Below are 23,340 nucleotides of genomic sequence, written 5' to 3' on the forward strand. Positions count from 1 at the left end.
CCCGCCGCCTTTTCACCGGAGCGACACCGGGGGAAGGCGGCATGGAAGGCCCCGTCGAACCGAGCCGCACTCTGACTGGAACAATTGAACGATGATCGACTGGTCCGGCTATATCGGATTGATCCTTGAAGGCGCCTGGGTGACCGTCCAGCTCACCCTGATGGGCTCGGCGCTGGCCGTCGTGGTCGCCTTTGCGGCGGGGCTCGGGCGCGTCAGCAGGTTCATGGCAGTGCGGGCGCTGGCCACGACCTATATCGAGTTCTTCCGCGGCACCTCGATCTTCGTCCAGCTCTTCTGGGTCTATTTCGTGCTGCCCTTTGCCGGCATCACCCTTACGCCGCTGCAGGCCGGCGTGCTGGCGCTGGGCCTGAATGTCGGTGCCTATGGCGCGGAAGTGGTGCGCGGTGCCGTAAAAGCGATTGGCCGCGAGCAGCGCGAAGCCTGCACCGCGCTCAACCTCTCGCGCTACCAGGCGATGCGCCACATCATCCTGCCGCAGGCGCTGCCGCTGATGCTGCCGACCTTCGGCAACAATGCGATTGAGCTCCTCAAGGGAACAGCGGTTGTCTCGCTGATCTCGCTCACCGACATGACCTTCCAGGCCCAGGTGGTGCGCGCGCAGACGGGCAGCACGCTGATCCCCTTCGCGACGATCCTGGTGCTCTACTTCGTCATGGCCTGGTTGATCTCGCTCGGCATGCGCTGGCTGGAGCGCCGCGTGACGCGTGGCCTCGACGGCGTGAGGGCCTGACCATGGAATGGGATTGGGAATTCGTCCGCCAAATCATGCCGACCCTCATCGAGGGGCTGCAGATCACCATTCTCGCCACCATTCTCGGTGCGGCGGTCGCCGCCGTGGTCGGCCTCGTCTTCGCGATCCTGCGCATGGTGGCGACGGCGCCGATCGCGCGCACCACGAGCTTCGCGGTGGAGTTCATCCGCGGCACGCCTTTGCTGGTGCAGCTCTATTTCATCTTCTACGTGCTGCCGGATATCGGCATCCGACTGCCGGCGCTGCTCGCCGGCGTCATCGGTCTCGGCATCCATTACGGCACCTACGCCGCCGAGGTCTACCGGGCCGGCATCGAGAACGTGCCGCGCGGCCAGTGGGAAGCCGCCAAGGCGACGAACCTCACCGCCCGCCAGACCTGGGTCCACGTGATCCTGCCGCAGGCGATCCCGCCGATGATCCCGGCGCTCGCCAATTACCTGATCGCCATGTTCAAGGAGACGCCGCTGCTTTCGGCAATCACGGTGCTAGAACTGATGAACCAGGCGAAAAGCATCGCCAACAGCAATTATCGCTATATCGAGCCGATGACGCTGGTCGGCGTCTTCTTCCTGATCATGAGCCTCATCTCGGTCTTCTTCCTGCGCTGGCTAGAAGAGCGCTACGCACGGGTGGACGAACGCTGATGGAAACGCCTGTCGCTCTTTCTTTGGCAGCGCGCGCACCGCGCCTCGACGACCGGCCGCTGGAAAAGCGCATCGGCCTCATCATCCTTGCCACCGATCACACCACCGAAGCGGACTTTCATCGGCTGGTGGCCTCGGACCGGATCGGCGTTTATGTCACGCGCATTCCTTATGCCAATCCGGTGACGCCGGAGAACCTGCGGGCGATGCAGCCGTCGCTGACGGCGGCGGCAGGCCTGATCCTGCCCGACGAGGCGCTCGACGTCGTGATGTATTCCTGCACTTCGGCATCCGTCGTCATTGGCGATAAGGAGATCGCTGCAGCGGTCAAGGCCGCCAAGCCCGGGGCTGCCGTAGTGACGCCGACGGCGGCGGCGGTCGAAGGCTTGCGGACGCTCGGCGCGACGCGAATTTCCGTGCTCACCCCCTATACGGTCGAGACCAGCCGGCCGATGGCGGATTATTTTGCGGCCTTCGGCTTCGAGATCGACCGCTTCACCTGCCTGGGGCTTTCCGACGACCGGGAAATGGCGCGGATCGCGCCTTCGGAGATCGTCGCGTTTGCGAAGGAGGCCATGGCCCCGGAATCCGATGCCCTCTTCATCTCCTGCACCGCCGTTCGCGCCGCCGGCGTGATCGATGAAATCGAGGAGGCGATCGGCAAGCCGGTCGTCAGCAGCAATTACGCTACAGCCTGGGCCTGCCTGCGCCTCTGCAGCGACCAGGAGGCTCGGCCGCGGCTCGGGCGACTGATGACGCTGCCACTTAAGGGGGAATGGCCGTGAACGCGTCTCTCCCCGTGACGATCGAGGATATCGAAGCCGCGGCGCGGCGTTTTTCCGGACGCGTGCTGACGACGCCGCTGGTTGCCTCGGCATCGCTGAGCCGGCTCTGCGGCGTGTCTGTCGGCCTCAAGCTCGAGCATCATCAGACGACCGGCAGCTTCAAGCTGCGCGGCGCGACCAATGCGGTGCTTTCACTCACCGCCGCGGAGCGTGCGCGCGGCGTCGTCGCGGCCTCGACCGGTAATCATGGCCGAGCACTCGCCTATGCGGCAAAGGCGGAAGGTTCGCTCGCGACGATCTGCATGTCGCACCTCGTGCCGGAAAACAAGGTCTCCGAAATCAGGCGTCTTGGCGCGGATGTCCGGATTGTCGGCAGGTCGCAGGACGAGGCGCAGCAAGAGGTCGAGCGGCTGATCGCGGAAAAAGGTCTCGTGATGGTGCCGCCCTTCGACCATCCGGCAGTCGTCGCAGGGCAGGGGACGCTCGGGCTCGAAATCGTCGACCAGATGCCAGAGGTCGCCGTTGTGCTGGTGCCGGTTTCGGGTGGCGGGCTGGCGGCCGGGTTGGCCGCAGCCGTCAAGGCGCGCAGGCCGGCGACGCGGGTGATCGGGCTGACCATGGAGCGCGGCGCCGCGATGAAGACGAGCCTCGCCGCCGGCACCCCCGTGCTCGACGAGGAACAGCCGAGCCTTGCCGATTCGCTTGGCGGCGGCATCGGGCTCGACAATCGCGTGACATTTAGCATGTGCCGGGAGCTCCTCGACGACATCATCCTTGTGACAGAGGCGGAAATCGCCGCCGGCATGCGCCACGCCTATGCCGAGGAGCGCGAGATCGTCGAGGGAGCCGGGGCGGTCGGGATCGCGGCGCTTCTCGCCGGCAAGATCAAGACGATCGTCGGTCCGATCGCAGTCATTCTCTCCGGCCGCAATGTCGATATGGGCCTGCATCTCAGCGTGATGAACGGCGAAACGGATCCGTTTCGCAAGGAGGCAGCGGCATGACGAGGATGACGATTCTCACCGAGGCGGAGCTGCGTCGCATCGTGCCGCTCGATCGCGAAGCGGTCGCCTGCGTCGAGAATGCCTTCCATGCGCTCGCCACCAGGGCGGTGGCGATGCCGCCGATCCTGAGGCTCGACATTCCTGAGCATCGAGGCGAGGTCGACGTCAAGACGGCCTATGTGTCCGGCCTCGACGGTTTCGCCATCAAGATCAGCCCCGGCTTCTTCGACAATCCGAAGATCGGCCTGCCGAGCACCAACGGCATGATGGTGCTGCTTTCGAGCCGCACCGGGCTGGTGCAGGCCTTGTTGCTCGACAATGGATACTTGACGGACGTCCGCACGGCTGCCGCTGGTGCCATCGCGGCTAAGCACTTGTCGCGGGAAGGTGCATCCGTTGCCGCGATCTTCGGTGCGGGCATGCAGGCCAGGCTGCAGCTTGAAGCGCTGACCCTCGTCCGCCCGATCCGCGAGGCGCGGCTCTGGGCCCGCGATGCGGCGAAGGCCGAAGCGGTTGCGATCGTACTGGCCGGAAAGCTCGGCTTTCCGGTCAAGGCCTCAATCGAGCCGGAGGCAGCCGTCGCGGGCGCCGATATCGTCGTCACCACCACCCCGTCGGAGAAGCCGATCTTCATGGCCGGCTGGCTTGAGCCGGGTCAGCATGTCACCGTCATGGGCTCCGATGCCGAGCACAAGAACGAGCTTGATCCGCGGGCGATCGCCCGCGCCACCTATGTCGCCGACAGCCTGAAGCAGACGCGCCGTCTCGGTGAACTGCACCACGCGGTTGCTGCTGGCGTCGTGGCACCGGATGCCGAGTTCGCCGAGCTCGGCCAGGTGATCGCCGGTCTGAGGGCGGGACGCACGAGCGCGAACGAGATCACCATCGCCGACCTGACCGGTACCGGCATCCAGGACACCGCCATCGCCACGCTCGCCTTCGCGCGGGCGAATGCCGCGAACGCAGGAACGACGTTCGAGAGTTGACGCCGGCATTTCCGGCAAAACGAGGGAAGAGACATGACCCAACCCAACCTCAAATTCTCCCTTGGGGAATATGAAGCGCGGCTCAGAAAGACCCGCCAGGCGATGGAAGCCAAGGGCATCGAGCTCCTGATCGTCAGCGACCCGTCCAACATGGCATGGCTCACAGGCTATGACGGCTGGTCCTTCTATGTGCATCAGGCGGTGATCGTGCCGCCTTTAGGAGAGCCGATCTGGTTCGGCCGCGGCCAGGACGCCAACGGCGCCAAGCTGACCGCCTATCTCAACCACGAGAACATCATCGGCTATCCCGACCACTACGTGCAGTCGACCGAGCGCCACCCGATGGATTACCTCTCCGGCATCCTCGCCGATCGCGGCTGGGGGTCGCTCCGGATTGGCGTCGAGATGGACAATTACTGGTTCTCGGCGGCAGCCTTCGCTTCGCTGCAGAAGCATCTGCCGAATGCCCGCTACGTCGACGCGACGGCGCTCGTCAACTGGCAGCGCGCCGTCAAGAGCGAGACGGAAATCAAGTACATGCGCAACGCCGCCCGGATCGTCGAAGCGATGCACGCGCGCATCTTCGACAAGATCGAGGTCGGCATGCGCAAATGCGATCTGGTCGCGGAAATTTACGACGCCGGCACCCGCGGCGTCGACGGCATCGGCGGCGACTATCCGGCGATCGTGCCGCTGCTTCCCTCGGGCGTCGAAGCCTCCGCGCCGCATCTCACCTGGGACGACCGGCCGATGAAGCGGGGCGAGGGGACCTTTTTCGAGATCGCCGGCTGCTACCACCGCTATCACCTGCCGCTGTCGCGCACGGTGTTCCTCGGCAAGCCGACCCAGGCCTTCCTCGACGCCGAGAAGGCGACGCTCGAGGGCATGGAGGCGGGGCTCGCGGTCGCCAAGCCGGGCAACACCTGCGAGGACATCGCCAACGCCTTCTTCGCCGTGCTCAAGAAATACGGGATCGTGAAGGACAACCGCACCGGCTATCCGATCGGTCTTTCCTATCCGCCGGACTGGGGCGAGCGCACCATGAGCCTGCGTCCGGGCGACAAGACGGAGCTGAAGCCGGGCATGACCTTCCACTTCATGACCGGTCTCTGGCTCGAGGACATGGGCTTCGAGACCACAGAGAGCATTCTGATCACCGAAAGCGGCGTCGAATGCCTCGCCTCCGTGCCGCGCAAGCTGATGGTCAAGGACTGAGGACATGAGGGAGCAGCATTTGCGGCCGTCGCCGATCAGCGCCACGGTCGACTTCGACGCCGACGGCGTCCAGCACGGATTCCTGCGCCTGCCCTATAGCCGCGACGATTCGGCCTGGGGCTCGGTGATGATCCCGATCACCGTCATCAAGAACGGGATAGGGCCGACGGCCCTCTTCACCGGCGGCAATCACGGCGACGAATATGAAGGCCCGATCGCGCTCTTGGATCTGGCGCGGAGGCTCGATGCCGCCGAAGTTCAGGGCCGGGTGATCATCGTCCCGGCGATGAATTATCCCGCGTTTCAGGCTGCGACGCGGACCTCGCCGATCGACAGGGGCAATATGAACCGCAGTTTCCCGGGCCGGCCGGACGGGACGGTGACCGAGAAGATCGCCGACTATTTCCAGCGCGCTCTTCTGCCGCTGGCAGACATCGTGCTCGACTTCCATTCCGGGGGCAAGACGCTCGACTTTTTGCCCTTCTGCGCCGCTCACATCCTTCCCGACAAGGAGCAGGAAGCGAGCGCCTTCGACTTCGTCAAAGCCTTCGGCGCGCCGTTTTCCATGAAGATGCTCGAGATCGACGCGGTCGGCATGTACGACACGGCGGCCGAGGAGATGGGCAAGATCTTCATCACTACGGAACTCGGTGGCGGCGGCTCGGCGACGGCGAAAAGTGCTGCTATCGCTAAACGCGGCGCGATGAATGTGCTGCGCCACGCCGGCATCATCAAGGGCGAGATCGATGCCCAACCGACGCAGAGGCTGGACATGCCGAGCGACGATTGCTTCGCCTTTGCCGAAGATGGCGGCCTTGTCGAGTTCCTTGTCGATCTCGGCGAGCCGGTCGAATCCGGCTCAGTCATCGCGCGGATCCATCCGACTGCGCGCACCGGCGCCGAGCCGATCGAAGTTCAGGCGAAGATGGCCGGGATGCTGGTCGCCCGCCACTTTCCCGGACTGATCAAGGCGGGCGACTGCTGCGCCGTATTGGCCGTGGCGATTTAGACGAGATTGTCGCTGACCGCGCGTCAGCCAGCCTGCGCTTTCTACCGACCCGGTTCGGCCTGACGCCGCGCGCTTACCGGGAGAATTTCGGCAAGCCAGCCGAACAGCCCAAAATTCCAGGATGAAGCGTTACACCGGTGAGGTTCCCCGCCTCCTCGACACTGAAGCAACCGGCGGCGACTCAGAGCTGGTCGGTCGGAGCAATGGTTTCGCAGCTCGTTTGCCGCTCCGGGACGCTTGCTGTGGCTGCAACTTCTAATGTGACATTACCCCCGTCTTTATGGGGGTGACAAATCAAAGGCTGCAATAACATTATTCGCGCCGGGTGACGGGGCTGGCAGGCAGGCGCACGCCACGCGTGTGATGGAAAATTGGCTAGCTGCAGAACGGTACAGCCGTAACTGCGCATAATCGTCAGAGAGGGAACCTCACGATGCCCAATCCAAGTGAGACGAGCGACGAATGGTGGGTCAACGATCAGACGCCTGACAACCCTTATGGCAAAAGCGAGGATTACGAGTCTTTTCTCGACTATCTTGGGGCATTGCCCCGCAGCCTGACGCCGGAGATTGCGGCGGGAACGCTGAGGATCAACGTTTTCGAGCTCAACGACCATCCGGAATACAAGGCGGCCGCGATCGGCGCCTTGGAGATGTGGGCGGCTGTCACCCCTTTGAAATTCGAGATCGTCGACGACGCGCCGTTCGACAGCACCACGGACTGGATGGAGGTCGTCAGCCCGGAACTCGGCGAGGAGGACGATGGCAGCGCCTATTCGAGCGATCGCTATGTCAGCATCGGCCAGCGTTTCCATGACACGGAACCCAACAAGACCGATATCGGCGGTTATGTCTTCGATTCCTTCATTCATGAATTCGGCCATGAATTCGGCCTGAACCATCCGGGGCTCTACAATTACAGCGGTCCCGGCGGCGTGCAGATCAACTATCTGAACAATGCGACCTGGACCTATGACCGCCAGCAATACAGCGTCATGTCCTATTTCGATGGGATCGATGTCGGCGAAACCAGCCGCTGGTCGGCGTCGACGCCGCTGATCGCCGACATCGAGGCCGTCATTCGTCGCTTTTTCTCGACCGTCGACCAAAATGGCGTGCGCACCTATCAGCAGATCGAGCTCAACACCGGGGACAATGTCTACGGCTTCGGCAGCACGCAATATGGTTACCAGCTGACCTCGTCGGGCATGCAGCATGACATCGGCTTTGCGATCCATGATACCGGCGGGACCGACACGATCGATTTCTCCGGCTCGACGGCGGGCACGATCCTCGACCTGCGCGCCGGACAGTTCTCCAGCGTCAACGGTCATAGCAACAATGTGTCGATCTTCGCCGGACACAACGCCGATCAAACTGACTATTACGTCGAGAACGGCATCGGCAGCAGGTTTAAGGACATCCTGATCGGCAATGACGGCGCCAACACGCTCGACGGTCGCGCCGGCGGCGACCGCATGGCTGGCAATGGCGGCGACGACATCTATTTCGTCGATTCATGGCAGGACATCGTTCGCGAGGAGGCGAACGGCGGCAACGACACGGTCATTCTCCTGTCCAGGCACTTGAAGATCAGGAAAATCGCCCACGTCGAAAACATCATCTATGCCGACGAGTCGACGATCCAGCGCGGCGGGGGCGGCGGCGAGACCCCGCCCAGCATCGGCGACAGCACGATGGCGAGCATCATCTTCGGCACCAATGCAAACGATACTCTTGACGGCGGCGCCGGCGACGACACGATCTTCGGCCAGGGCGGTGACGACCTGATCATCGGCGGCCGCGACTCGCTTGCCAGCCGCGACATCAACAACACGATCGATGTGGAGGACCTCGAAGACCAGACCGAAAGCGACGACGGCAACGACACGCTCTACGGCGGCGGCGGCAACGACACCATTCTTGGAGGCCAGGGCAACGACATTCTCGACGGCGGCGAGGGCGACGATACGCTGAGCGGCCAGGACGGCATCGATATATTCAGGGGCGGCGCGGGGGTCGACACGGTCGATTTCAGCAAGGAGAGCCCTTTCCAGCTGCTCGTCAACCTTGCCACCAATGTCGCCAGCGGCGGCACCGCCTCGGGTGACACTTTCTACAGCATCGAAAACCTGATCGGTTCCGACGACCGCATCGACCGCTTCATCGGCACGGCCGCCGCAAACCACTTCTGGGGTCAGGGCGGCGGTGACTATTTTAACGGTGGCGACGGCAATGACATCCTGGATGGCGGCAATGATGGCGACATCCTCTATGGAGAAGGCGGCAACGACACGCTCATCGGCGGCGCCGGACAGGACTATCTGGACGGCGGTTCGGGTATCGACACGGTGGTCTACGCCGGCAGCTCCGACGGTGTGACGATCGATCTCAAGAACGGCACGGCCAATGGCGGCGACGGTGACGGTCCGGTGCAGATCGTCGGCCGAGGCGCAGCGATCCGGCACGATATCCTCGAGGGGTTCGAGAACGCCGTCGGTTCATCCTTCGATGACCATCTGATCGGCAATGCGTTCGCCAACGAGCTCTCCGGCGGCACAGGCGACGACACGCTGACCGGCGGCGGCGGCGCCGACCGGTTGAACGGCGGTGCCGGCAGCGACACCGCAGATTATGCCGAGGCAATGAGCGGTGTCCGGCTTAGCCTCACGGGTGGCAGGTCCGGCGGAGATATCTATGTCTCCATCGAAAATCTCGCGGGGTCGGGCTTCAACGACCGCCTCGCCGGCGACAACGCAGCCAATGTGTTGACCGGCCAGGGCGGCAACGACGGGATCGACGGCGGCCACGGCGATGACACGCTGCTCGGCGATTTCGCCTATCAGGGCGACGCGCCGCCACGCCCGGGCATCGGAACTGGCTATGCGACGCTCGGACCGGACGCGACGAACAACTCGATCGCAGCCTCCTTCGACATCTCCAACAATTTCTCGCTGACCGCCGACCCCGACATCTTCGATTCGACGACGGTCCTTCACACGACCGTCAACGCCACCGGAAACGGCCAGGGCGGATACTACAAGATCGAACTGGCTGCCGGTACGGTCATCACGATCGACATCGACGGCATTGCCGACCCGAATGTCCATGACAGCTGGGTCAGGCTGCTCGACAGCTCCGGCAACATCGTCGCTCAGAACGATGATGGCGGCGGCGACCCCGGCTCTGCAAGCAACCGGGATTCAAGCCTGGTATTCGTCGCTCAGGAGACGGGGACCTATTACATACTGGAGGGCAGCTGGTCGCCGACGGCGCCGGGCGATGGCTGGGCGGAAGCCGTGCCTGCAGGCTCGACCTATGAACTGAACGTTTCGGTCGAATTCCCCCCTGCGCCGCCCCAGCCGGGCGTTGCGGGATCCGACAGGCTCGATGGTGGCGCTGGCAGCGATCTGCTGGATGGAGGTCTGGCGGCCGACACGCTCACCGGCGGCGAGGGAGAGGATACATTCCGCTTCTCAACCGAGCTTGGGAACGGCAATGTCGACTGGATCAGGGACTTCAGGGTGATCGACGATACGATCCTGCTGGACAACCTCGTCTTCGAGAGCGTGGGTGGCGACGGCGCTCTCGCGCTCGGCGCATTCCACGGGAGTGCGGCGGGCGTCGCTCATGACGCCGACGACCGCATCATCTACGATACCGACAGCGGCATCCTGTCCTATGACGCCGATGGCGCCGGAGAGGTCGCAGCCATTCAATATGCGCAATTGAGCAGAAATCTGAATCTTTCGGCGAACGACTTCGTTATCGTCTAACTCGACCGCGGGAGGGGCGCTTTCAGGCGCCCCTTCCAAAAGACCAGCGTCGCTGCAATGTTGCTATCGCACGGATCTAAGCGGGGCGACCATGGAGAGAGTGTGTGATGAAGCGCCCGACCGGCCGCCGCACAGTGTTGATGACCGTCGGAGCTGCGGCTTTCGCCGCGGTCGCCGTGCCCGTCGCCGCGCAACCGACGGATATTCGCGGCACAGTCACCTTCGAGAGCGGCGCTGCTATCCCGGAAGGTCATCTTGAGATTTATCTCGAGGACCCTGCCATTCAGGACCCTGCGCGACGCCGCGCCGCGCAGACGCGCATCAGAAGCGACGGCGGGACGAAGACGATCACCTTTTCCTTGTCCCCGCCCGCAAGCTCGACGGCTTCATCAACGCTGCGGATCGTTGCGCGCCTGGAACGTGCGGACGGCTGGCTGCTGGCGCGCGGCAGCGCACAGTTCAATAAGGGGGCGCCTATCAGCGTCATGCTCAATACGGTTATGTATTGAGTGGCCAAACGTTAGAGGCGAACTGGGCATTTTCAACGGCCAGGGCGCGATCCATTTGCTGCCACGGAGAGTAGTCGGGCAACGATAGTTCCGGCCGCTTTCGGAAACGTCTCGTCAATCTGAAGACGGAACAGGGATTGCGAAGGCGCTCCTTCGGGGGTATCTCCGACAATATTAGTCTGGGTTTTGAGTATTCCATGGCTCATGTCAGCGCAGGCGTTGAATACGCTCTTCACTGTCTTCTTTTCCTCGCCGATGCGGAGGAGTTGGGGCAGCCCGCAAGCGCGCGCGATCTTGCCGAGCTGCAGAAGGTTCCTGCTGATTTCGTGGCGAAGCTTTTCACCAAGCTTCAAAAGGCCGGCATCGTCGTCGCACGCGAGGGGATTGGCGGCGGTTTTGCGCTGGCGCGCCCCGCGACGGAAATCACCGCGCTTGATGTCGTCGAAGCTGTCGATGGACGCAAGGCACTCTTCGAATGCAGGGAGATACGCGCTCAATGCGCGCTTTTCGGCGACCGCACCCCCGCTTGGGCGGTGGATGGCGTCTGCGCCATCCACGCGGTCATGATCGAGGCCGAGAAGCGGACAAGAGAGGCGCTGGCGGCGCATACGCTGGCGAGCATCAAGGGCCGGGTAGAGGCGAAGGCACCCCAGGAACACGCCGGCCACGTAAAGGAATGGCTGGCCGCACGTACTCCGAGGCGTGGGCGCCGTGCGCGGGCATCCTGATGGGTTTTAGCGGCAAGGGAGCGAACCCGCGGTTACAGCTTCTGCGCATCAAGCCGTCCCAATGCTCGTGCTCCCGGGCCGCCCGAAGCGCGCACCACCGCATGAAGCTCGCTCTTCGCAGTGTTCCGCGCATCCTTAGCCCGTTACGCCGACCGTCTCCGGTTCACGAGTCTCGGGCGAACCGGGTCGACAGTTTCCAAGTCAGGCTCGTGATCCTGGATCGCGTGATCGATGGAGGCATCGCGAACGGCGCCCGCATCGCGCGCTCTCGATCTTCCTCCAAGTGTCGCGTCCGCACGGACGCGCATAGCCGTAACCGCGGCAGCTCAGAACAGCGCGTAGTCCGACAGCTCGATCGTGACGGCGGTGAAATCGCGGTCGAGAGCGCCATCCGGCTTGATTGTGAACACGCTGCGGCGGGTCGGGTATTTCAGCCCGTCAACGTCAACGTAATCAGATATGAAATGCGCCGCCGGCGTGTCCGCCCAGACATCGACCGTATAGTCGTGACGGCGGAGCAGCCCTTGGGGATCGAAGTAGAAGCGCTGTTCCCGCGTATGGCTGTGAACGCCCTCGGGGAACCGCACGGCGACGCCGCGAAGTTTCACGCCTTCATTGTCGATCGGGGCAACGTCGCGCGCTTCGTAGCCGGGCTCGCCGAAAATGAACGGCGCCGCGTGATACGTCCACATGGCGTAGCCGTTGAAGTAGGCGAGGTTCAGCGGGTCCCACTGTCCCTTGAAGCTGCGATCGAACGCCTCACGTCCGTTCTCCCGATGGGCGATAATCGAGCCGTCTCCGGCGGTGATCTCCACATGCTCGGGAGTCCAGGTCATCGTCTAATCGGGTTCGCCGAAGGGAAACGCGAGTCCACTGGCGACGGAACTCGCTTGTTGCCCGCCGCGGCACGGGAATCAAAGGAGCGCCTTTCAGCTCCCATAGCTTTCCACCGGTCCGTATGGTCGAGGCGATCCCCCTGAACGCGCGCCAACGGGCGTGCCCACCATGCGCTTCCAGAGCCTCTTCAAGCAGCGGGTGCAATTTGCCAAGCATCGACCTCCTCCTCGATTGGGAGTGATGATGATTACTTGACGCTTCAGCCCCGGCCCTATGTTCTATATACCATCATTGAAGGCGCCACGCTTCGGCTGTCGCTCTGTCAGGCGAGGGAGCGACGATCGCGGGCGCCCCGAACGCAGGTTCCGAGTTTGACTTCAGGTCGGCGCAGTATCGGCTCGCGCGGCGTCGGGGCGGACGGGCCATCAGCGCCCCGCGTCTAAACGGAGACTGAGATTGAGTGTTGCCTTCACCAAGGAAGAAAGTGCCGAAACTGCGTCGGAAACATTGCTGCCCGACTGTCCAGTTTCACCTCACCCGAACCTTGTCACGGAAGCGGGTCTGAAGGCGCTGGAGGTGTCGCTCCAGCTCGCTCGCGAGGCCCATGATGCCACGAGCACGATCGAAGACGTGAATGAAAGGCGCCGGCACGCGGCAAGCCCCTTGCGGGACCTGCGCTACTTTGCCGAGAGACTTCGCACGGCTCAGCTTGTCCCGGATCCGACCTCAACCGATACCGTCGCCTTCGGGAGCACGGTCACTTTCAGCCGCGACGATGGACGGGTGCAGAAATATCGCATCGTGGGAGAGGACGAAGCGGACCCCAAGGCCGGATCGATTTCCTACGTATCGCCGGTCGCAAGGATGCTGATGGGCAGGGCCGTCGGAGATGTCGTGAGTGTGGGCGATCAGGAGCTCGAGATTATCGCCATCTCCTAGGCTGTTGGCCTCGCGTAGCGCTCCAGGTTCAGAACAGCTCCAGAGAATTCTGGTCGTACCCAACGCGGGAAAATTTGCGGACGCGCGAGACCCACGCGCCCGCTATCGCACTGCCACCTTATTTATCGATCGCAGCCAGTGGCGTGTTGCGGAAACTGATCGCCATACGGTTGTAGCTGTTCATCAGGCCGATCGCGATCGTCAGGTCGACGAGTTCGCGCTCGTCGAAGAAGGCACGCGCGGCCTCGTAGGCCTTGTCCGGCACGCCGGTCTCGGCGACGCGCGTCACGGTTTCGGCCCAGGCGAGGGCGGCCCGCTCACGCTCGTCGAAGAGATTGCCGGCCTCCGGCCATGCCTGCACCAGTGCGATCTTCTCGATCGTCTGCCCCTTCTTCAGAAGGTCGCGGGTGTGCATGTCGAGACAGTAGGCGCAGTTGTTGATCTGCGAGATACGCAGATAGACGAGATCGACCAGTACCGCAGGAAGGCTGCTCTGCATGACGTAGCCGTAGACGTTGCCCAAGGCTTTGACGCCGGCCGGTGCGATCTGGTTGTAGTCGAGACGCTTGCTCATTTGCTTGCTCCTTGAAAGGTCGCTCCACTACTCGATGGGTCAGGGCCCTTTCGTCGCTATCGGCGACGAATACGGCGAGTAGTTTTGCGGGCTTGGTCTTGCTCGCATTGCGGCTGACGAAATGGTCGGACGCCGGTGGCTCGTGCCAGCTCTCGCCGGCGCGATAGGTCTGCGTCGGACCGTCATTAACTTTCGACTCGATTTCTCCCGAGAGGACGTAGGCGAAGATGAAAGACGATTTTGCGTGCCTGTGCGCGGCCGAGACACCGCCCGGCGGATAGTCGACAATCAGCGCCGTCAGCGTCTTGCCGGGAATGTTGGATAGGGCCCGCTCGAAATGGGGGGTAACCACATCGCCGGGATCGTGCGCTGCGACGGGCATGGCAGTGACGATGGCGAGGGCGGCGCCGGCTGCGCCGATGATGGATCGTGCATTCATGTCGGCATTTCTCCTTATGGCGTTTCAGCTCGTTGTCTCCAAAAGGAAGACCAGTTCCGCGACGATCGTTTGTGTGTCGCGTTAACTACGATTAATATGATCGTAGTTTATCGGCAACGGAAATTGCGGCCGGTTTTGGGAGACGCATTGTCAACACCCAGGAGACGGGAGCTGCAGAACGTCCCCGCGTATGATTCGCTGCAGAATGCGTGCATCGCTGCGGCGCGCGGGGAAATCGGCGGGCGGCTTTGTACGGGAACGCCGGCGACAGACATTGCTGAGGGCAATGGCTGGCGGCACGAAGGCCGCGACGTGGCCGCCGCGCTCGGGCGCAATAGTTCCCGAGCGTAGGGCAAGCTGTTTCTAATTAGGACGCTGCGGGCAGGCCCCGCGGTGAAACGCAGGAGTCATGCGACGGAGGTTTGCCCGATCGACGCTCCTTTACATGGAAAGCCCGGATCGACAGGACAACCCCGGCGATCAGGATGGCGACCCCGGCGCATTCCATTGCAGTTGGCCACCGCGCATGAACGATGAGTCCGCCAATGACGCCGAAGGCGGTTTCCGCCACGATCAATTGCGCGGTCAGTGCGACGGGCAAGTTCCGTGAGGCGACATTCCACGCCCACACTCCGCCGACCGTGGCCAGCAGCGCGAGGGATGTGCCCCAAAGATAGAGCGAGCCGGCAGCGTTCCACCCAAAACCGAGCTTGGGAAGCTGGAAGAGGTCCATCGCTGCACCGATCGGGTAAAGGACCAGCATCAACACGCCTCCGCCGACCAGTGTGAGCGCCGACCACGCGGCTGCGGGCATGTCGGGTCGGGCGGCGATTGCAGCCTCGTTGGCAATCGCGAACCAGACCCACAGGGCCACGGCCGCGAGTGCCAGCGGAATGCCGATCCACAGCGAGCGGACGGAGCTCAATCCTTCGGCCGTAAATACCGTGCCATTGACGAGAACAAGGCCGATCAGCACCAGCATGAGCGGCATCATCAGGAATCGCCAGGGCAGGGATCTCTGCCGCTGGTTGCCGATGACTGCCAGAACGATCGGGACCAGTCCGAGAAAGGCGGGAGCAATCACCGGACCGGCAAAGATGGCGGATCCGGTCACCGTCAGGAAATAGCCGACATAGCCGATGAGGGCGAGCCAGGTCGTCGAAAGCCAGTTGCGAAGCGTAAGATGCCGCAACGCCCCTCTTGCCGAAAACAGGATGCAAAGGCCGACCAGGGCCGAAACGACGTGGCGGACAAGGGCAAAATCAAAGGTGGAGTAGTCACCGATGATGAATGGCACGACGAAATTGAGCGAAAAAGCAAAGGCCGCGAAGAGTGCGGCGAAAACGCCGATGTAGAATCTCTTGTCCATTTCTTTTCCTTCCAGCCATGGCTTCGTTGTCGGCAGGACGAGGTCCGGCCGGCTGTTCGTTCGCTCCGTTGCGGAGATGGTTTCAGCGACGATCGTTGCGGGCGGGGACCTGACAGTTGATCGCTTCAGGATCGTGCCGTGGCGCGTATTCGACGGTACTGCTCCGTCGGGAGGCCGCCCCAGCCCCAGTTGTCGAGATCGACCTCCTCGATCACGACGTAGGTCGATTCAAGCGGCTTGTTCAGGACGTTGAGGAGCACCTCGCTGACACCTTTGATGATCGCGGCCTTTTCCTCAGAAGTGACCGAGTTGCGGTCGGGTGTGGTTCCTTCTCGGGTGACCTGTACGGTGACGATGGGCATTGCAGCCTCCTTTTGCGAGAAATTGCCTGGGGGTCTCAGGCGCCCGCGCCGCTGCGGCGCGGCGCACTCGTTTGGCTACCAGCGTCCGGCGTTCTGGCCGCCGTCGACGTGTAGGATCTCGCCGGTGACGAAGCTGGCGGTCTCCAGGTAGAGGACGGCATCGACGATGTCGCGAATGTCACCCATTCGACCGACTGGGTGCAGTCCGGCAAAAGCCGAGTGCGTCTCGACCGGATGCATCGGTGTTTTGATGATCCCCGGGGAGACCGCGTTGACACGAATGCCGCTTTTCGAGAACTCCATCGCGAGCGACCGGGTCACTGCGTTCAGACCGCCCTTGGTCAGCGAGGCGAGTGCAGAGGGGACGCCGACGATCGGTTGATCAACGAGGCTCGTGGTGATGCTGACTATATGGCCCGAGCCCTGCTTCAGCATCTGCGCGGCGGCGCGCTGGGTGATGTGGAAGAAGCCAGCGACATTAACGCCGATATTGTGCTCGTAGTCTTCCTGTGTCATTTCGACGAAAGGCTTGGCAAGGAAAACACCGGCATTGTTGACGAGCGAATCGATGCGGCCAAAGCGCTCGAGCGCTTCCCGCACGACCCGCTCTGCGGTCTCCGGCTCGCTGATATCGCCGGGCACCGTGTGCATGTTCAGGTCCGCGCTCGGCTTGACCGACCGGGACGTGGCGACGATGCGGTAATTCCGGTCGCGATAGGCGCGAACCAATCCGGCGCCGATTCCCTGCGACGCGCCGGTGACGATGACGACCTTCTGTTCAGTGCTCATGGCAGTGGTCCCTTTTCGATTGCAGCGGCCGCTTGCTGCGTCCGCCCTCAGCCCTTGGCGTTGGTGCAGTCGAAAGTAGAGCCATTCACTCTGCGGGAGAATTGCCGGAGATTGGCAGACACTCAACCGAAGATCGGCATGATCAACCGAGTATACCGGCCTCCGTCGCCAGGCGCAGAAATTCGGCGCGCAGGCGTGGCGCGGCGAAGTCGACGAAGGCGCGGACCTTCGGGACCGACATGCGCCCAGGCGGTGAGAGCAGATGCGCCGGCAGGGGCGGGTGCTCGGCATCGGGCAGTACGATCTTCAGGCGACCGTCCCGCACATATTCGGCGACATGATAGGAATAGAGCCTGGTGACGCCGTGGCCCGCAACTGCAGAAGCGGTCGCAGCGCGTACGCTGTTGACGGTGCATCGCGGCGAGAATTGAACCGTTCTTGGGATAGACGACCCCTGCGCCGGGGTAAAGCTCCAGGAGTCCAGACCAAAATTGGTGAAGGCGACGATCTGATGCTTTGCGAGATCGGCTGGTTCGTCGATACGCGGGTGATTGGCAAGATAGCGAGGGGAGGCGACGACGACACGTCTCACGTCGCCACCAAGCCGGGTGGAGATGAGGGATGAGTCCGCCAATTGCCCGATGCGCAGAGCAAGGTCGATGCCTTCATCGACCAGGTTGGCGAAGCGATCGAGCAGGAGGAGTTGGGCCGAAACGGCCGGATAGAGATCGAGGAAATCGTCGAGTACGGGCCGAAGCAGTTCTTCCCCGAGAATCGGCGGCGCTGAAATCGTCAATTTCCCGCGTGGAGCCGCGCGCTCACCGCCGGCAAGCATGTCGGCCTCCTCGAGGTCGACCAGCACCCGCCGACAGGCCACGGCATAGCGCTGGCCGGCTTCGCTGAGTTTCAGCGTACGGGTGGTCCGGTGCAATAGCTCGACGCCGACATGCGCCTCAAGTAAACTCAGCGCCCGACTGACCGCAGTCGGCGAGCGCTTCAGCCGCCGGGCGGCACCGGCGAGACTGCCTTCGTCTATCGCCGTTACGAACACTTTCATTGCATCGATACGGTCCATGTTTTTCTGCCGTTCTTCGGGATAGTGACTGCCAGAAAACGAGTATTCACCCGAAAACGGCACCAGGTAAATAATCGCGCCGAGCCGAAGCGGCGGATGATCGGGCGCAGGCCCCACATGCCTCGGCGCACCCGCGTTTGGACACGCCTCAACAGAAGGAGCATGGCGATGAAAATTCTGATGGTTCTGACCTCGCATGACCAACTCGGGGACACCGGCAAGCCGACGGGCTTCTGGCTCGAGGAGTTCGCAGCGCCCTATTACGCATTCACGGATGCCGGAGCGGAGGTCACGCTTGCGTCACCGAAGGGTGGTCAACCGCCGATCGACCCGAAGAGCGACGAGCCGGGCAACCAGACCGAAGCGATGAAGCGCTTTAAGACGGACCTCGCGGGCCAGAGGGCACTGGCGCATACCTCCAAGCTTTCCGACATGAGTGCGGACGGCTTCGACGCGATCTTCTATCCGGGAGGTCACGGCCCGTTGTGGGACCTTGCCGACGACAGGAACTCGATTGCCCTGATCGAGAATTTCTACCATGCCGGCAAGCCGGTCGCGGCCGTCTGCCACGGCCCGGCAGTCCTGCGACAGGTCACCTATCAGGGAGAGCCCATCGTCAAGGGAAAGCGCGTCACCGGCTTCACCAATTCCGAGGAGGAGGCGGTGCAACTGACCGAGGTTGTGCCGTTCCTCGTCGAAGACGAACTGAAGCGTCTCGGCGGCCGCTTTGAAAAGGCTGCCGATTGGGCCGATTTCACGGTCGTCGACGGTCGGTTGATAACCGGACAGAACCCGTCTTCGTCCACCTCGGCGGCGAAGGAACTGCTGAAGCTACTTCAATAACGGAGCGGCTCGCTCGCCGGCTTTCCATAAGGGCTCCAAGGGCCTCATGCACTTTGATACAGATCCGTTAGCGAGAAGACACAAGCCGGATACTTCACGCTGATCCTCTGCAGCGCGTGACAACGCGGCCCGCGCCAAAAAAGGCGTTGGTCTTCTCGCAGAGGGACGACGATGATCCTTTTCACGATTTCCTATCTCGCAGGTGTGCTGACCATTGTCAGCCCCTGCATTCTTCCGGTGTTGCCTTTCGTGTTTTCACGAGCCGGTCGGCCATTCGCGACGAGCATTCTCCCGATGCTCATCGGCAAGGTCGTGACATTTGCGGGGGTCGCGACGCTGGCCGCCATCGGCGGTGACTGGGTGGTCCAGGCGAATGAGGCCGGCCGATATGCGGCAATTGCAGTGCTTGCGGTTTTCGGCGTCATGCTGCTCTCGCCGCAGGTTGGGGCCGTAGTCACCCGCCCACTGGTCGCCATCGGCAACCGCCTCTCACATCGGGCAGCCGGACAGAAGGCGAGTGTCGGAGCATCGTTGCTCCTTGGTGTCGCGACCGGACTTCTCTGGGCGCCCTGCGCCGGTCCGGTCCTCGGGCTGGTGCTGACCGGCGCTGCCCTCCATGGCGCCAATGTGGGCACGACGCTTTTGCTGGCGGCCTATGCCGCCGGCGCGGCCACCTCGCTGGCGCTGGCCCTGCTCGCCGGTGGAAGGGTGTTTGCGGCCATGAAGCGGTCGCTCGGTTTCGGCGAGCGTCTCCGGCACGGCCTCGGCATCGCCGTGCTGGCGGGCGTCGCGGCAATTGCGCTCGGCCTGGATACGGGGCTCTTGGCGCGCCTCTCCTTTGCGGGCACCACGAGCATCGAGCAATCGCTCCTCGATCGCCTGCACGGCGAACTTCCTAAAACGGCGGCCAGCTATCGTGCCGCACCGGCCGCGAACGGTCAGGTCCGGCACTATCGAAGCAATCTGCCGGTGGAGGGCATTTTTCCACCCCTGGACGGCGCCGTGGAGTGGTTGAATTCCAAGCCGCTGACGGTGGAGGAGCTTCGCGGCAAGGTGGTGCTCGTCGATTTCTGGACCTACTCCTGCATCAACTGCATTCGGACAATCCCCTATGTTCGCGCCTGGGCGGAGAAGTACCGGGATCAGGGCCTGGTGGTCATCGGCGTGCATGCGCCCGAATTCGCCTTCGAGCGGCGCATCGACAACGTCAAGCGGGCAGTCAGCGATTTTAACATCGGTTATCCTGTCGCGGTCGACAACGACTTCGCGATCTGGCGCGCCTTCGCCAACAGCTACTGGCCCGCGCATTACTTCATCGATGCCGAGGGAAGGGTCAGGCACCACCACTTCGGCGAGGGTGACTACGCACAGTCGGAACGCGTCATCCAGGACCTGCTGGCGGAGGCGGCGGGTAGCCGCGCTGGTGAAGGAACTCTTGTGAAGCCCGAGGGAAAGGGCGCCGAAGCCGCCCCCGATTTCGCCAATCTCCAGTCCGGCGAAGACTATGTCGGCTACCGCCGTGCTGCGAACTTCGCGTCGTACGAGGGCGTCGCGGCCGATGAGCCACGCGACTATACGATCGGCAAGCCGCGCCTCAATCAGTGGGGCCTTGCCGGCAACTGGACCGTCGGCGCCGAGCAGGCGAGCCTCAATCGCGCCGGAGGAGCGGTCACCTATAGGTTCAGCGCGCGCGACCTACACCTCGTCCTCGGCCCAGGGGTGAACGGCAGGAAGGTGCGCTTCCAGGTGCTCGTTGACGGAACTGCACCGGGGGCGGATCACGGTTCGGACATCGACCCGGAGGGCAACGGAACGGTGCGTGAGACGCGCCTCTATCAGCTCGTGCGCCAGTCAGGAGAAGTGCGTGAGCGGACATTCGAGATCCGCTTCCTTGATCCCGGCGTCGAAGTCTTTGTTTTTACATTCGGATGAGCGTTCGACTCGTCGTCAGAGAGGAGAGTTCAAGTGCGTGTTTTTGTCCTGGTCGTTGGCATCATGGCACTCGCGGCTGCGCCCTGTGCATGGGATACCGATCTACGAGAGGCATCGGCGATCGCGGCGCTCGTCGGCGGGGCAACGTCGTCTGAGCAAGGCCCGATGCAGGCGAAGTCAAGCCGCGACACTCCGGTTGCGCTGAATGGCGCGTTTAAATGAGGGTACCCGCCGATCCCAACGATCATGTCCTAAATCGACGGAAATACGACATTTGAGACATGGCGCTTTCGCCCTACCATCGAGGCTCCAATCTTAAATCAATGGAGCCTCGCATGACCCAGCACTCGAAAGGTACCGCTTTGATTACCGGCGCGTCCTCCGGCATCGGAGCGATCTATGCCGATCGCTTGGCGCGCAGGGGATATGACCTGATCCTCGTCGCCCGCAACCAGTCCCGGCTCAACGATCTCGCGAAGCGCCTGACCGATGAGACCGGCCGTGCCATCGAGGTTGTTGCGGCAGATCTAGGCAACAAGCACGATCTCGGCCGCCTCGAGCAGGTACTTCAGACGGATGCCAGCATTACCTTGCTGGTCAATAATGCAGGCGTCGGTGCGACTGCCCCACTGCTCGATTCCGATATCGACAAGATGGAGGAGATGATCATGCTGAACGTCAACGCTCTGACGCGGCTGACCTATGCGGCGGTTCCCCGCTTTGTCGCCCGTGGTACGGGTGCGATCATCAACATCGCTTCGATCGTCGGCATCGCGCCGGAGCTGCTGAACGGCGTCTACGGAGGCAGCAAGGCCTTTGTGCTCGCCTTTACCCAATCGCTTCAAAAGGAACTTTCCGAGAAGAACATCCGCGTTCAAGCGGTCCTCCCGGGTGCGACGGCCACCGACTTCTGGGGCACTGCGGGGACTCCTCTGGAACATGTCCCGAGCGAGATCGTCATGCCCGCCGAAGCGATGGTGGATGCCGCTCTCGCCGGCTTCGATCTCGGCGAACACGTCACCATTCCGGCGCTACCGAACGTTGCCGATTGGGAACTCTATGAGGCGGCGCGGCAGAAACTCATGCCGAACCTTTCCCTCCGGGCGCCGGCGGCTCGCTACCTCAATGCGGCCGGCTGAAGCAAATCGCCAACACCGGCAACAATTTTACCGCCGAGGATGGTTCAAATGAGCACGCCCACTCTGACACGTGAAAATCTGCTGTTCCTCGCGACCGGGCTTGCCGGCGCCTTCCTGGTGAACCTGTCGGCCCAATTTGCCTCGGCAAACATCGCCGACATCCAGAACGGGCTCTTGTCCAGCGCGGACGAGGGCTCCTGGATACTGACCGCCTATACGATGGGAAGTTGCGTCGGCATAGTCACCTCGGGCCTGTTAATCGGAGTCCTGAGCATAGGGCGCTACTTGGTCGCAAGCTCCATCTTGTTTGCGGCCGCGGCGCTCGCCGGTGCCATGACGAGCGACCTTGGCGTCATGATTGCATCCCGTTCACTGCAAGGCTTTGCCGCCGGCGGGTTCGGCCCGGCGGCGTTCGTCGCCGTCTTCATGGTGGCCGGCGGACCGCGTCTCGCCTATACGGTGGTCATACTCGCATTTGCCCTCCTCTTTTCCGGGACCGCAGGGGCCGCCATTGCCGGTTATGCCTCCGACAGTTTCGGCTGGCGCGCGCTTTTCGCCGTTCAGGCAGCGATCGGCGCGGCTCTGGCTCTTGCCGCCCGCTTTTGGGTTCCGCACAAGGCCCTGAACTGGTCGGCGCTCAAGGGCGATTGGACGTCCATCGTCCTGTTGTCGCTCGCCCTTGCGAGCCTGATGCTCGTCCTCAACCAAGGAGCGCGCCGCTTCTGGTTTGCGAGCGAGATGATCGTCTGGGGCGCCGGCTTGTCCGCTGCCGCGTGGGCGGGCTTCATTATCGTGTCACGCTTGTCAGCGCTGCCGCTCGTGGCGCCCCGGATCCTCCTCACACGGAGGTTTGGCCTTCCGATTGGGTTGAATTTCCTGCTACGCGCCGGTTTCGCCGTAAGCTCGTATCTAGTGCCGCAATTGCTCGCGACCGTAGAAGGCCACGCGCCGCTCGATATCTCGGAGCTCATGCTTTGGGCCGCGGCTGCCCAATTGCTCGCTCTCCCGCTGGTATGGTGGTTCCTGCATCTCTGTGATCTGCGCATCGCGATGGGAACCGGCGTTGTCCTCCTGGTGTTGGGAACCATGCTCATGGGCAGCGAAACCACGACGCCCGCGGGAGAACATTTCCGCTATGGGCTTGCCCTATATTCGGCCGGTCAATTGTTGCTGTTGACGCCCGCCATGATCGTCGGCACCGGCAGTTTGAAGCCCGCGGACCTTCCGACAGCGTCGCTGACATTCAATATCAGCAATCTGGCGGGAACGACGCTCGGCGTCGGGGTTCTCTCCAGCTTCGTTGCTGAGCGTCAGAAGTACCATTCGGACGCACTCGCCGAGGCCGAGCGGATTTACGGCCTCGCCGGCGCTGTTGCGGGGCAGGTTGCGAGTGACGCCGGCGCCACGGTGAGGGCTGTAGTGGAGATTGGCTCGGCGGTTCGGCGGCAGGCCTGGGCGCTCGCATTCGGCGACGGCTTTGTCGTTATTGGGCTCATGTTGGTGCTCGGCCTAGTCGCAGTTGTGGCTATCGGCCGTTCGCCGGCATTGCTGCGTCCGGTCAGGATTTCTCAGCGGGAAGCCGCTCGAGACTGAGTGGCAGTTTGTATCCAGCGGA

General features: G+C 62.9%; 23 protein-coding genes and 1 pseudogene. 17 read left to right on the forward strand and 7 right to left on the reverse strand.

What is annotated here, in order from left to right; all coding sequences use genetic code 11:
• Positions 1-91 precede the first annotated feature (91 nt).
• The 10 genes from ehuC to CO664_RS10115 all read left to right on the forward strand — a co-directional run bounded on the left by ehuC (position 92) and on the right by CO664_RS10115 (position 11,427).
• Complete coding sequence (gene ehuC / locus CO664_RS10070; protein WP_097538655.1) at positions 92-751, forward strand: ectoine/hydroxyectoine ABC transporter permease subunit EhuC; 660 nt, start codon at positions 92-94, stop codon at positions 749-751.
• A gap of 2 nt (positions 752-753) precedes the next feature.
• Positions 754-1,416: an ectoine/hydroxyectoine ABC transporter permease subunit EhuD gene (gene ehuD, locus CO664_RS10075; RefSeq protein WP_097538656.1), complete on the forward strand. Its 663-nt coding sequence runs from the start codon at positions 754-756 to the stop codon at positions 1,414-1,416.
• Entirely contained in the window at positions 1,416-2,201 is a 786-nt protein-coding gene (eutA, locus tag CO664_RS10080) for an ectoine utilization protein EutA (protein WP_097538657.1), read from the forward strand. The genes ehuD and eutA overlap by 1 nt, the downstream gene beginning before the upstream one ends.
• A complete protein-coding gene (gene eutB, locus CO664_RS10085) occupies positions 2,198-3,205 on the forward strand; it encodes a hydroxyectoine utilization dehydratase EutB (protein WP_097539160.1) in 1,008 nt (335 codons plus the stop codon). Before eutA ends, eutB begins: the two co-directional genes overlap by 4 nt.
• Positions 3,202-4,191: an ectoine utilization protein EutC gene (gene eutC / locus CO664_RS10090; protein ID WP_097524387.1), complete on the forward strand. Its 990-nt coding sequence runs from the start codon at positions 3,202-3,204 to the stop codon at positions 4,189-4,191. The genes eutB and eutC overlap by 4 nt, the downstream gene beginning before the upstream one ends.
• A gap of 33 nt (positions 4,192-4,224) precedes the next feature.
• Positions 4,225-5,406, forward strand: a complete 1,182-nt coding sequence (doeA, locus tag CO664_RS10095; protein WP_037416191.1) for an ectoine hydrolase DoeA — start codon at positions 4,225-4,227, stop codon at positions 5,404-5,406.
• Positions 5,407-5,410: 4 nt separating this feature from the next.
• Complete coding sequence (gene doeB / locus CO664_RS10100) at positions 5,411-6,415, forward strand: N(2)-acetyl-L-2,4-diaminobutanoate deacetylase DoeB (protein ID WP_097538658.1); 1,005 nt, start codon at positions 5,411-5,413, stop codon at positions 6,413-6,415.
• Positions 6,416-6,848: 433 nt separating this feature from the next.
• Entirely contained in the window at positions 6,849-10,190 is a 3,342-nt protein-coding gene (locus CO664_RS10105) for a M10 family metallopeptidase C-terminal domain-containing protein (protein ID WP_097538659.1), read from the forward strand.
• Between the two features lie 107 nt (positions 10,191-10,297).
• Entirely contained in the window at positions 10,298-10,699 is a 402-nt protein-coding gene (locus CO664_RS10110; RefSeq protein ID WP_097538660.1) for a hypothetical protein, read from the forward strand.
• A 197-nt stretch (positions 10,700-10,896) separates the two neighbouring features.
• Positions 10,897-11,427 (forward strand): Rrf2 family transcriptional regulator, encoded by a 531-nt coding sequence (locus CO664_RS10115; protein ID WP_037416213.1) that lies wholly within the window; start codon positions 10,897-10,899, stop codon positions 11,425-11,427.
• Positions 11,428-11,753: 326 nt separating this feature from the next.
• Here CO664_RS10115 and CO664_RS30670 read toward each other — a convergent pair whose 3' ends face one another.
• Positions 11,754-12,263, reverse strand: a complete 510-nt coding sequence (locus CO664_RS30670) for a hypothetical protein (RefSeq protein ID WP_176536549.1) — start codon at positions 12,261-12,263, stop codon at positions 11,754-11,756.
• A gap of 457 nt (positions 12,264-12,720) precedes the next feature.
• On the opposite strand from CO664_RS30670, the gene greA reads away from it, so the two are divergent.
• Positions 12,721-13,203 (forward strand): transcription elongation factor GreA, encoded by a 483-nt coding sequence (greA, locus tag CO664_RS10130; RefSeq protein ID WP_097538661.1) that lies wholly within the window; start codon positions 12,721-12,723, stop codon positions 13,201-13,203.
• A gap of 118 nt (positions 13,204-13,321) precedes the next feature.
• On the opposite strand, the gene CO664_RS10135 is transcribed toward greA, so the two are convergent.
• Entirely contained in the window at positions 13,322-13,777 is a 456-nt protein-coding gene (locus CO664_RS10135; protein WP_097524391.1) for a carboxymuconolactone decarboxylase family protein, read from the reverse strand.
• Between the two features lie 37 nt (positions 13,778-13,814).
• A pseudogene (locus CO664_RS10140) lies at positions 13,815-14,216 on the reverse strand (cupin domain-containing protein); the annotation flags it as partial.
• Here CO664_RS10140 and CO664_RS30675 point away from each other — a divergent pair.
• Entirely contained in the window at positions 14,115-14,567 is a 453-nt protein-coding gene (locus CO664_RS30675) for a hypothetical protein (RefSeq protein WP_176536547.1), read from the forward strand. The pseudogene CO664_RS10140 and the gene CO664_RS30675 overlap by 102 nt on opposite strands.
• Positions 14,568-14,583: 16 nt before the next feature.
• Here the strand turns inward: CO664_RS30675 and CO664_RS10145 are convergent, their stop codons facing one another.
• The 4 genes from CO664_RS10145 to CO664_RS10160 all read right to left on the reverse strand — a co-directional run bounded on the left by CO664_RS10145 (position 14,584) and on the right by CO664_RS10160 (position 17,811).
• Positions 14,584-15,585, reverse strand: coding sequence for a DMT family transporter (locus CO664_RS10145; protein ID WP_097538662.1), 1,002 nt, complete (start codon positions 15,583-15,585; stop codon positions 14,584-14,586).
• 125 nt (positions 15,586-15,710) lie between these two features.
• Positions 15,711-15,947: a 4-oxalocrotonate tautomerase family protein gene (locus CO664_RS10150; protein WP_037416227.1), complete on the reverse strand. Its 237-nt coding sequence runs from the start codon at positions 15,945-15,947 to the stop codon at positions 15,711-15,713.
• Positions 15,948-16,022: 75 nt separating this feature from the next.
• The gene (locus CO664_RS10155) at positions 16,023-16,736 is read right to left on the reverse strand and encodes an SDR family oxidoreductase (RefSeq protein WP_037416230.1); all 714 of its coding nucleotides are present in this window, start codon (positions 16,734-16,736) and stop codon (positions 16,023-16,025) included.
• A 142-nt stretch (positions 16,737-16,878) separates the two neighbouring features.
• Positions 16,879-17,811, reverse strand: a complete 933-nt coding sequence (locus tag CO664_RS10160; RefSeq protein ID WP_097539161.1) for a LysR family transcriptional regulator — start codon at positions 17,809-17,811, stop codon at positions 16,879-16,881.
• A 168-nt stretch (positions 17,812-17,979) separates the two neighbouring features.
• Here CO664_RS10160 and CO664_RS10165 point away from each other — a divergent pair, with 168 nt between their 5' ends.
• From CO664_RS10165 to CO664_RS10185, 5 genes are all read left to right on the forward strand, one after another.
• Positions 17,980-18,654 carry a type 1 glutamine amidotransferase domain-containing protein gene (locus tag CO664_RS10165; protein WP_037416233.1) on the forward strand — a complete coding sequence of 225 codons (675 nt, stop codon included), beginning with the start codon at positions 17,980-17,982 and terminating at the stop codon, positions 18,652-18,654.
• Between the two features lie 171 nt (positions 18,655-18,825).
• Positions 18,826-20,586: a cytochrome c biogenesis protein DipZ gene (locus CO664_RS10170; RefSeq protein ID WP_097538663.1), complete on the forward strand. Its 1,761-nt coding sequence runs from the start codon at positions 18,826-18,828 to the stop codon at positions 20,584-20,586.
• Between the two features lie 33 nt (positions 20,587-20,619).
• Positions 20,620-20,808, forward strand: coding sequence for a hypothetical protein (locus tag CO664_RS10175; RefSeq protein ID WP_097538664.1), 189 nt, complete (start codon positions 20,620-20,622; stop codon positions 20,806-20,808).
• Between the two features lie 113 nt (positions 20,809-20,921).
• Complete coding sequence (locus CO664_RS10180) at positions 20,922-21,725, forward strand: SDR family oxidoreductase (RefSeq protein ID WP_097538665.1); 804 nt, start codon at positions 20,922-20,924, stop codon at positions 21,723-21,725.
• Between the two features lie 48 nt (positions 21,726-21,773).
• A complete protein-coding gene (locus CO664_RS10185) occupies positions 21,774-23,318 on the forward strand; it encodes an MFS transporter (protein WP_097538666.1) in 1,545 nt (514 codons plus the stop codon).
• Positions 23,319-23,340 lie beyond the last annotated feature (22 nt).

This window comes from Sinorhizobium sp. NG07B, assembly GCF_002532005.1.
Lineage (GTDB): Bacteria > Pseudomonadota > Alphaproteobacteria > Rhizobiales > Rhizobiaceae > Sinorhizobium > Sinorhizobium fredii_C.

Bases quoted from the DNA above. Each gene is read 5' to 3' on its own strand.
- CO664_RS10165 (WP_037416233.1), top strand. From the start codon at position 17,980: ATGAAAATTCTGATGGTTCTGACCTCGCATGACCAACTCGGGGACACC.
- CO664_RS30670 (WP_176536549.1), bottom strand. From the start codon at position 12,263: ATGACCTGGACTCCCGAGCATGTGGAGATCACCGCCGGAGACGGCTCG.
- CO664_RS10180 (WP_097538665.1), top strand. From the start codon at position 20,922: ATGACCCAGCACTCGAAAGGTACCGCTTTGATTACCGGCGCGTCCTCC.
- ehuD (WP_097538656.1), top strand. From the start codon at position 754: ATGGAATGGGATTGGGAATTCGTCCGCCAAATCATGCCGACCCTCATC.
- ehuC (WP_097538655.1), top strand. From the start codon at position 92: ATGATCGACTGGTCCGGCTATATCGGATTGATCCTTGAAGGCGCCTGG.
- CO664_RS10160 (WP_097539161.1), bottom strand. From the start codon at position 17,811: ATGGACCGTATCGATGCAATGAAAGTGTTCGTAACGGCGATAGACGAA.
- eutC (WP_097524387.1), top strand. From the start codon at position 3,202: ATGACGAGGATGACGATTCTCACCGAGGCGGAGCTGCGTCGCATCGTG.
- eutA (WP_097538657.1), top strand. From the start codon at position 1,416: ATGGAAACGCCTGTCGCTCTTTCTTTGGCAGCGCGCGCACCGCGCCTC.
- CO664_RS10150 (WP_037416227.1), bottom strand. From the start codon at position 15,947: ATGCCCATCGTCACCGTACAGGTCACCCGAGAAGGAACCACACCCGAC.
- doeA (WP_037416191.1), top strand. From the start codon at position 4,225: ATGACCCAACCCAACCTCAAATTCTCCCTTGGGGAATATGAAGCGCGG.
- CO664_RS10170 (WP_097538663.1), top strand. From the start codon at position 18,826: ATGATCCTTTTCACGATTTCCTATCTCGCAGGTGTGCTGACCATTGTC.
- CO664_RS10110 (WP_097538660.1), top strand. From the start codon at position 10,298: ATGAAGCGCCCGACCGGCCGCCGCACAGTGTTGATGACCGTCGGAGCT.
- CO664_RS10115 (WP_037416213.1), top strand. From the start codon at position 10,897: ATGGCTCATGTCAGCGCAGGCGTTGAATACGCTCTTCACTGTCTTCTT.
- CO664_RS10135 (WP_097524391.1), bottom strand. From the start codon at position 13,777: ATGAGCAAGCGTCTCGACTACAACCAGATCGCACCGGCCGGCGTCAAA.
- doeB (WP_097538658.1), top strand. From the start codon at position 5,411: ATGAGGGAGCAGCATTTGCGGCCGTCGCCGATCAGCGCCACGGTCGAC.
- CO664_RS10105 (WP_097538659.1), top strand. From the start codon at position 6,849: ATGCCCAATCCAAGTGAGACGAGCGACGAATGGTGGGTCAACGATCAG.
- CO664_RS10185 (WP_097538666.1), top strand. From the start codon at position 21,774: ATGAGCACGCCCACTCTGACACGTGAAAATCTGCTGTTCCTCGCGACC.
- CO664_RS10155 (WP_037416230.1), bottom strand. From the start codon at position 16,736: ATGAGCACTGAACAGAAGGTCGTCATCGTCACCGGCGCGTCGCAGGGA.
- CO664_RS30675 (WP_176536547.1), top strand. From the start codon at position 14,115: ATGGGGGGTAACCACATCGCCGGGATCGTGCGCTGCGACGGGCATGGC.
- CO664_RS10145 (WP_097538662.1), bottom strand. From the start codon at position 15,585: ATGGACAAGAGATTCTACATCGGCGTTTTCGCCGCACTCTTCGCGGCC.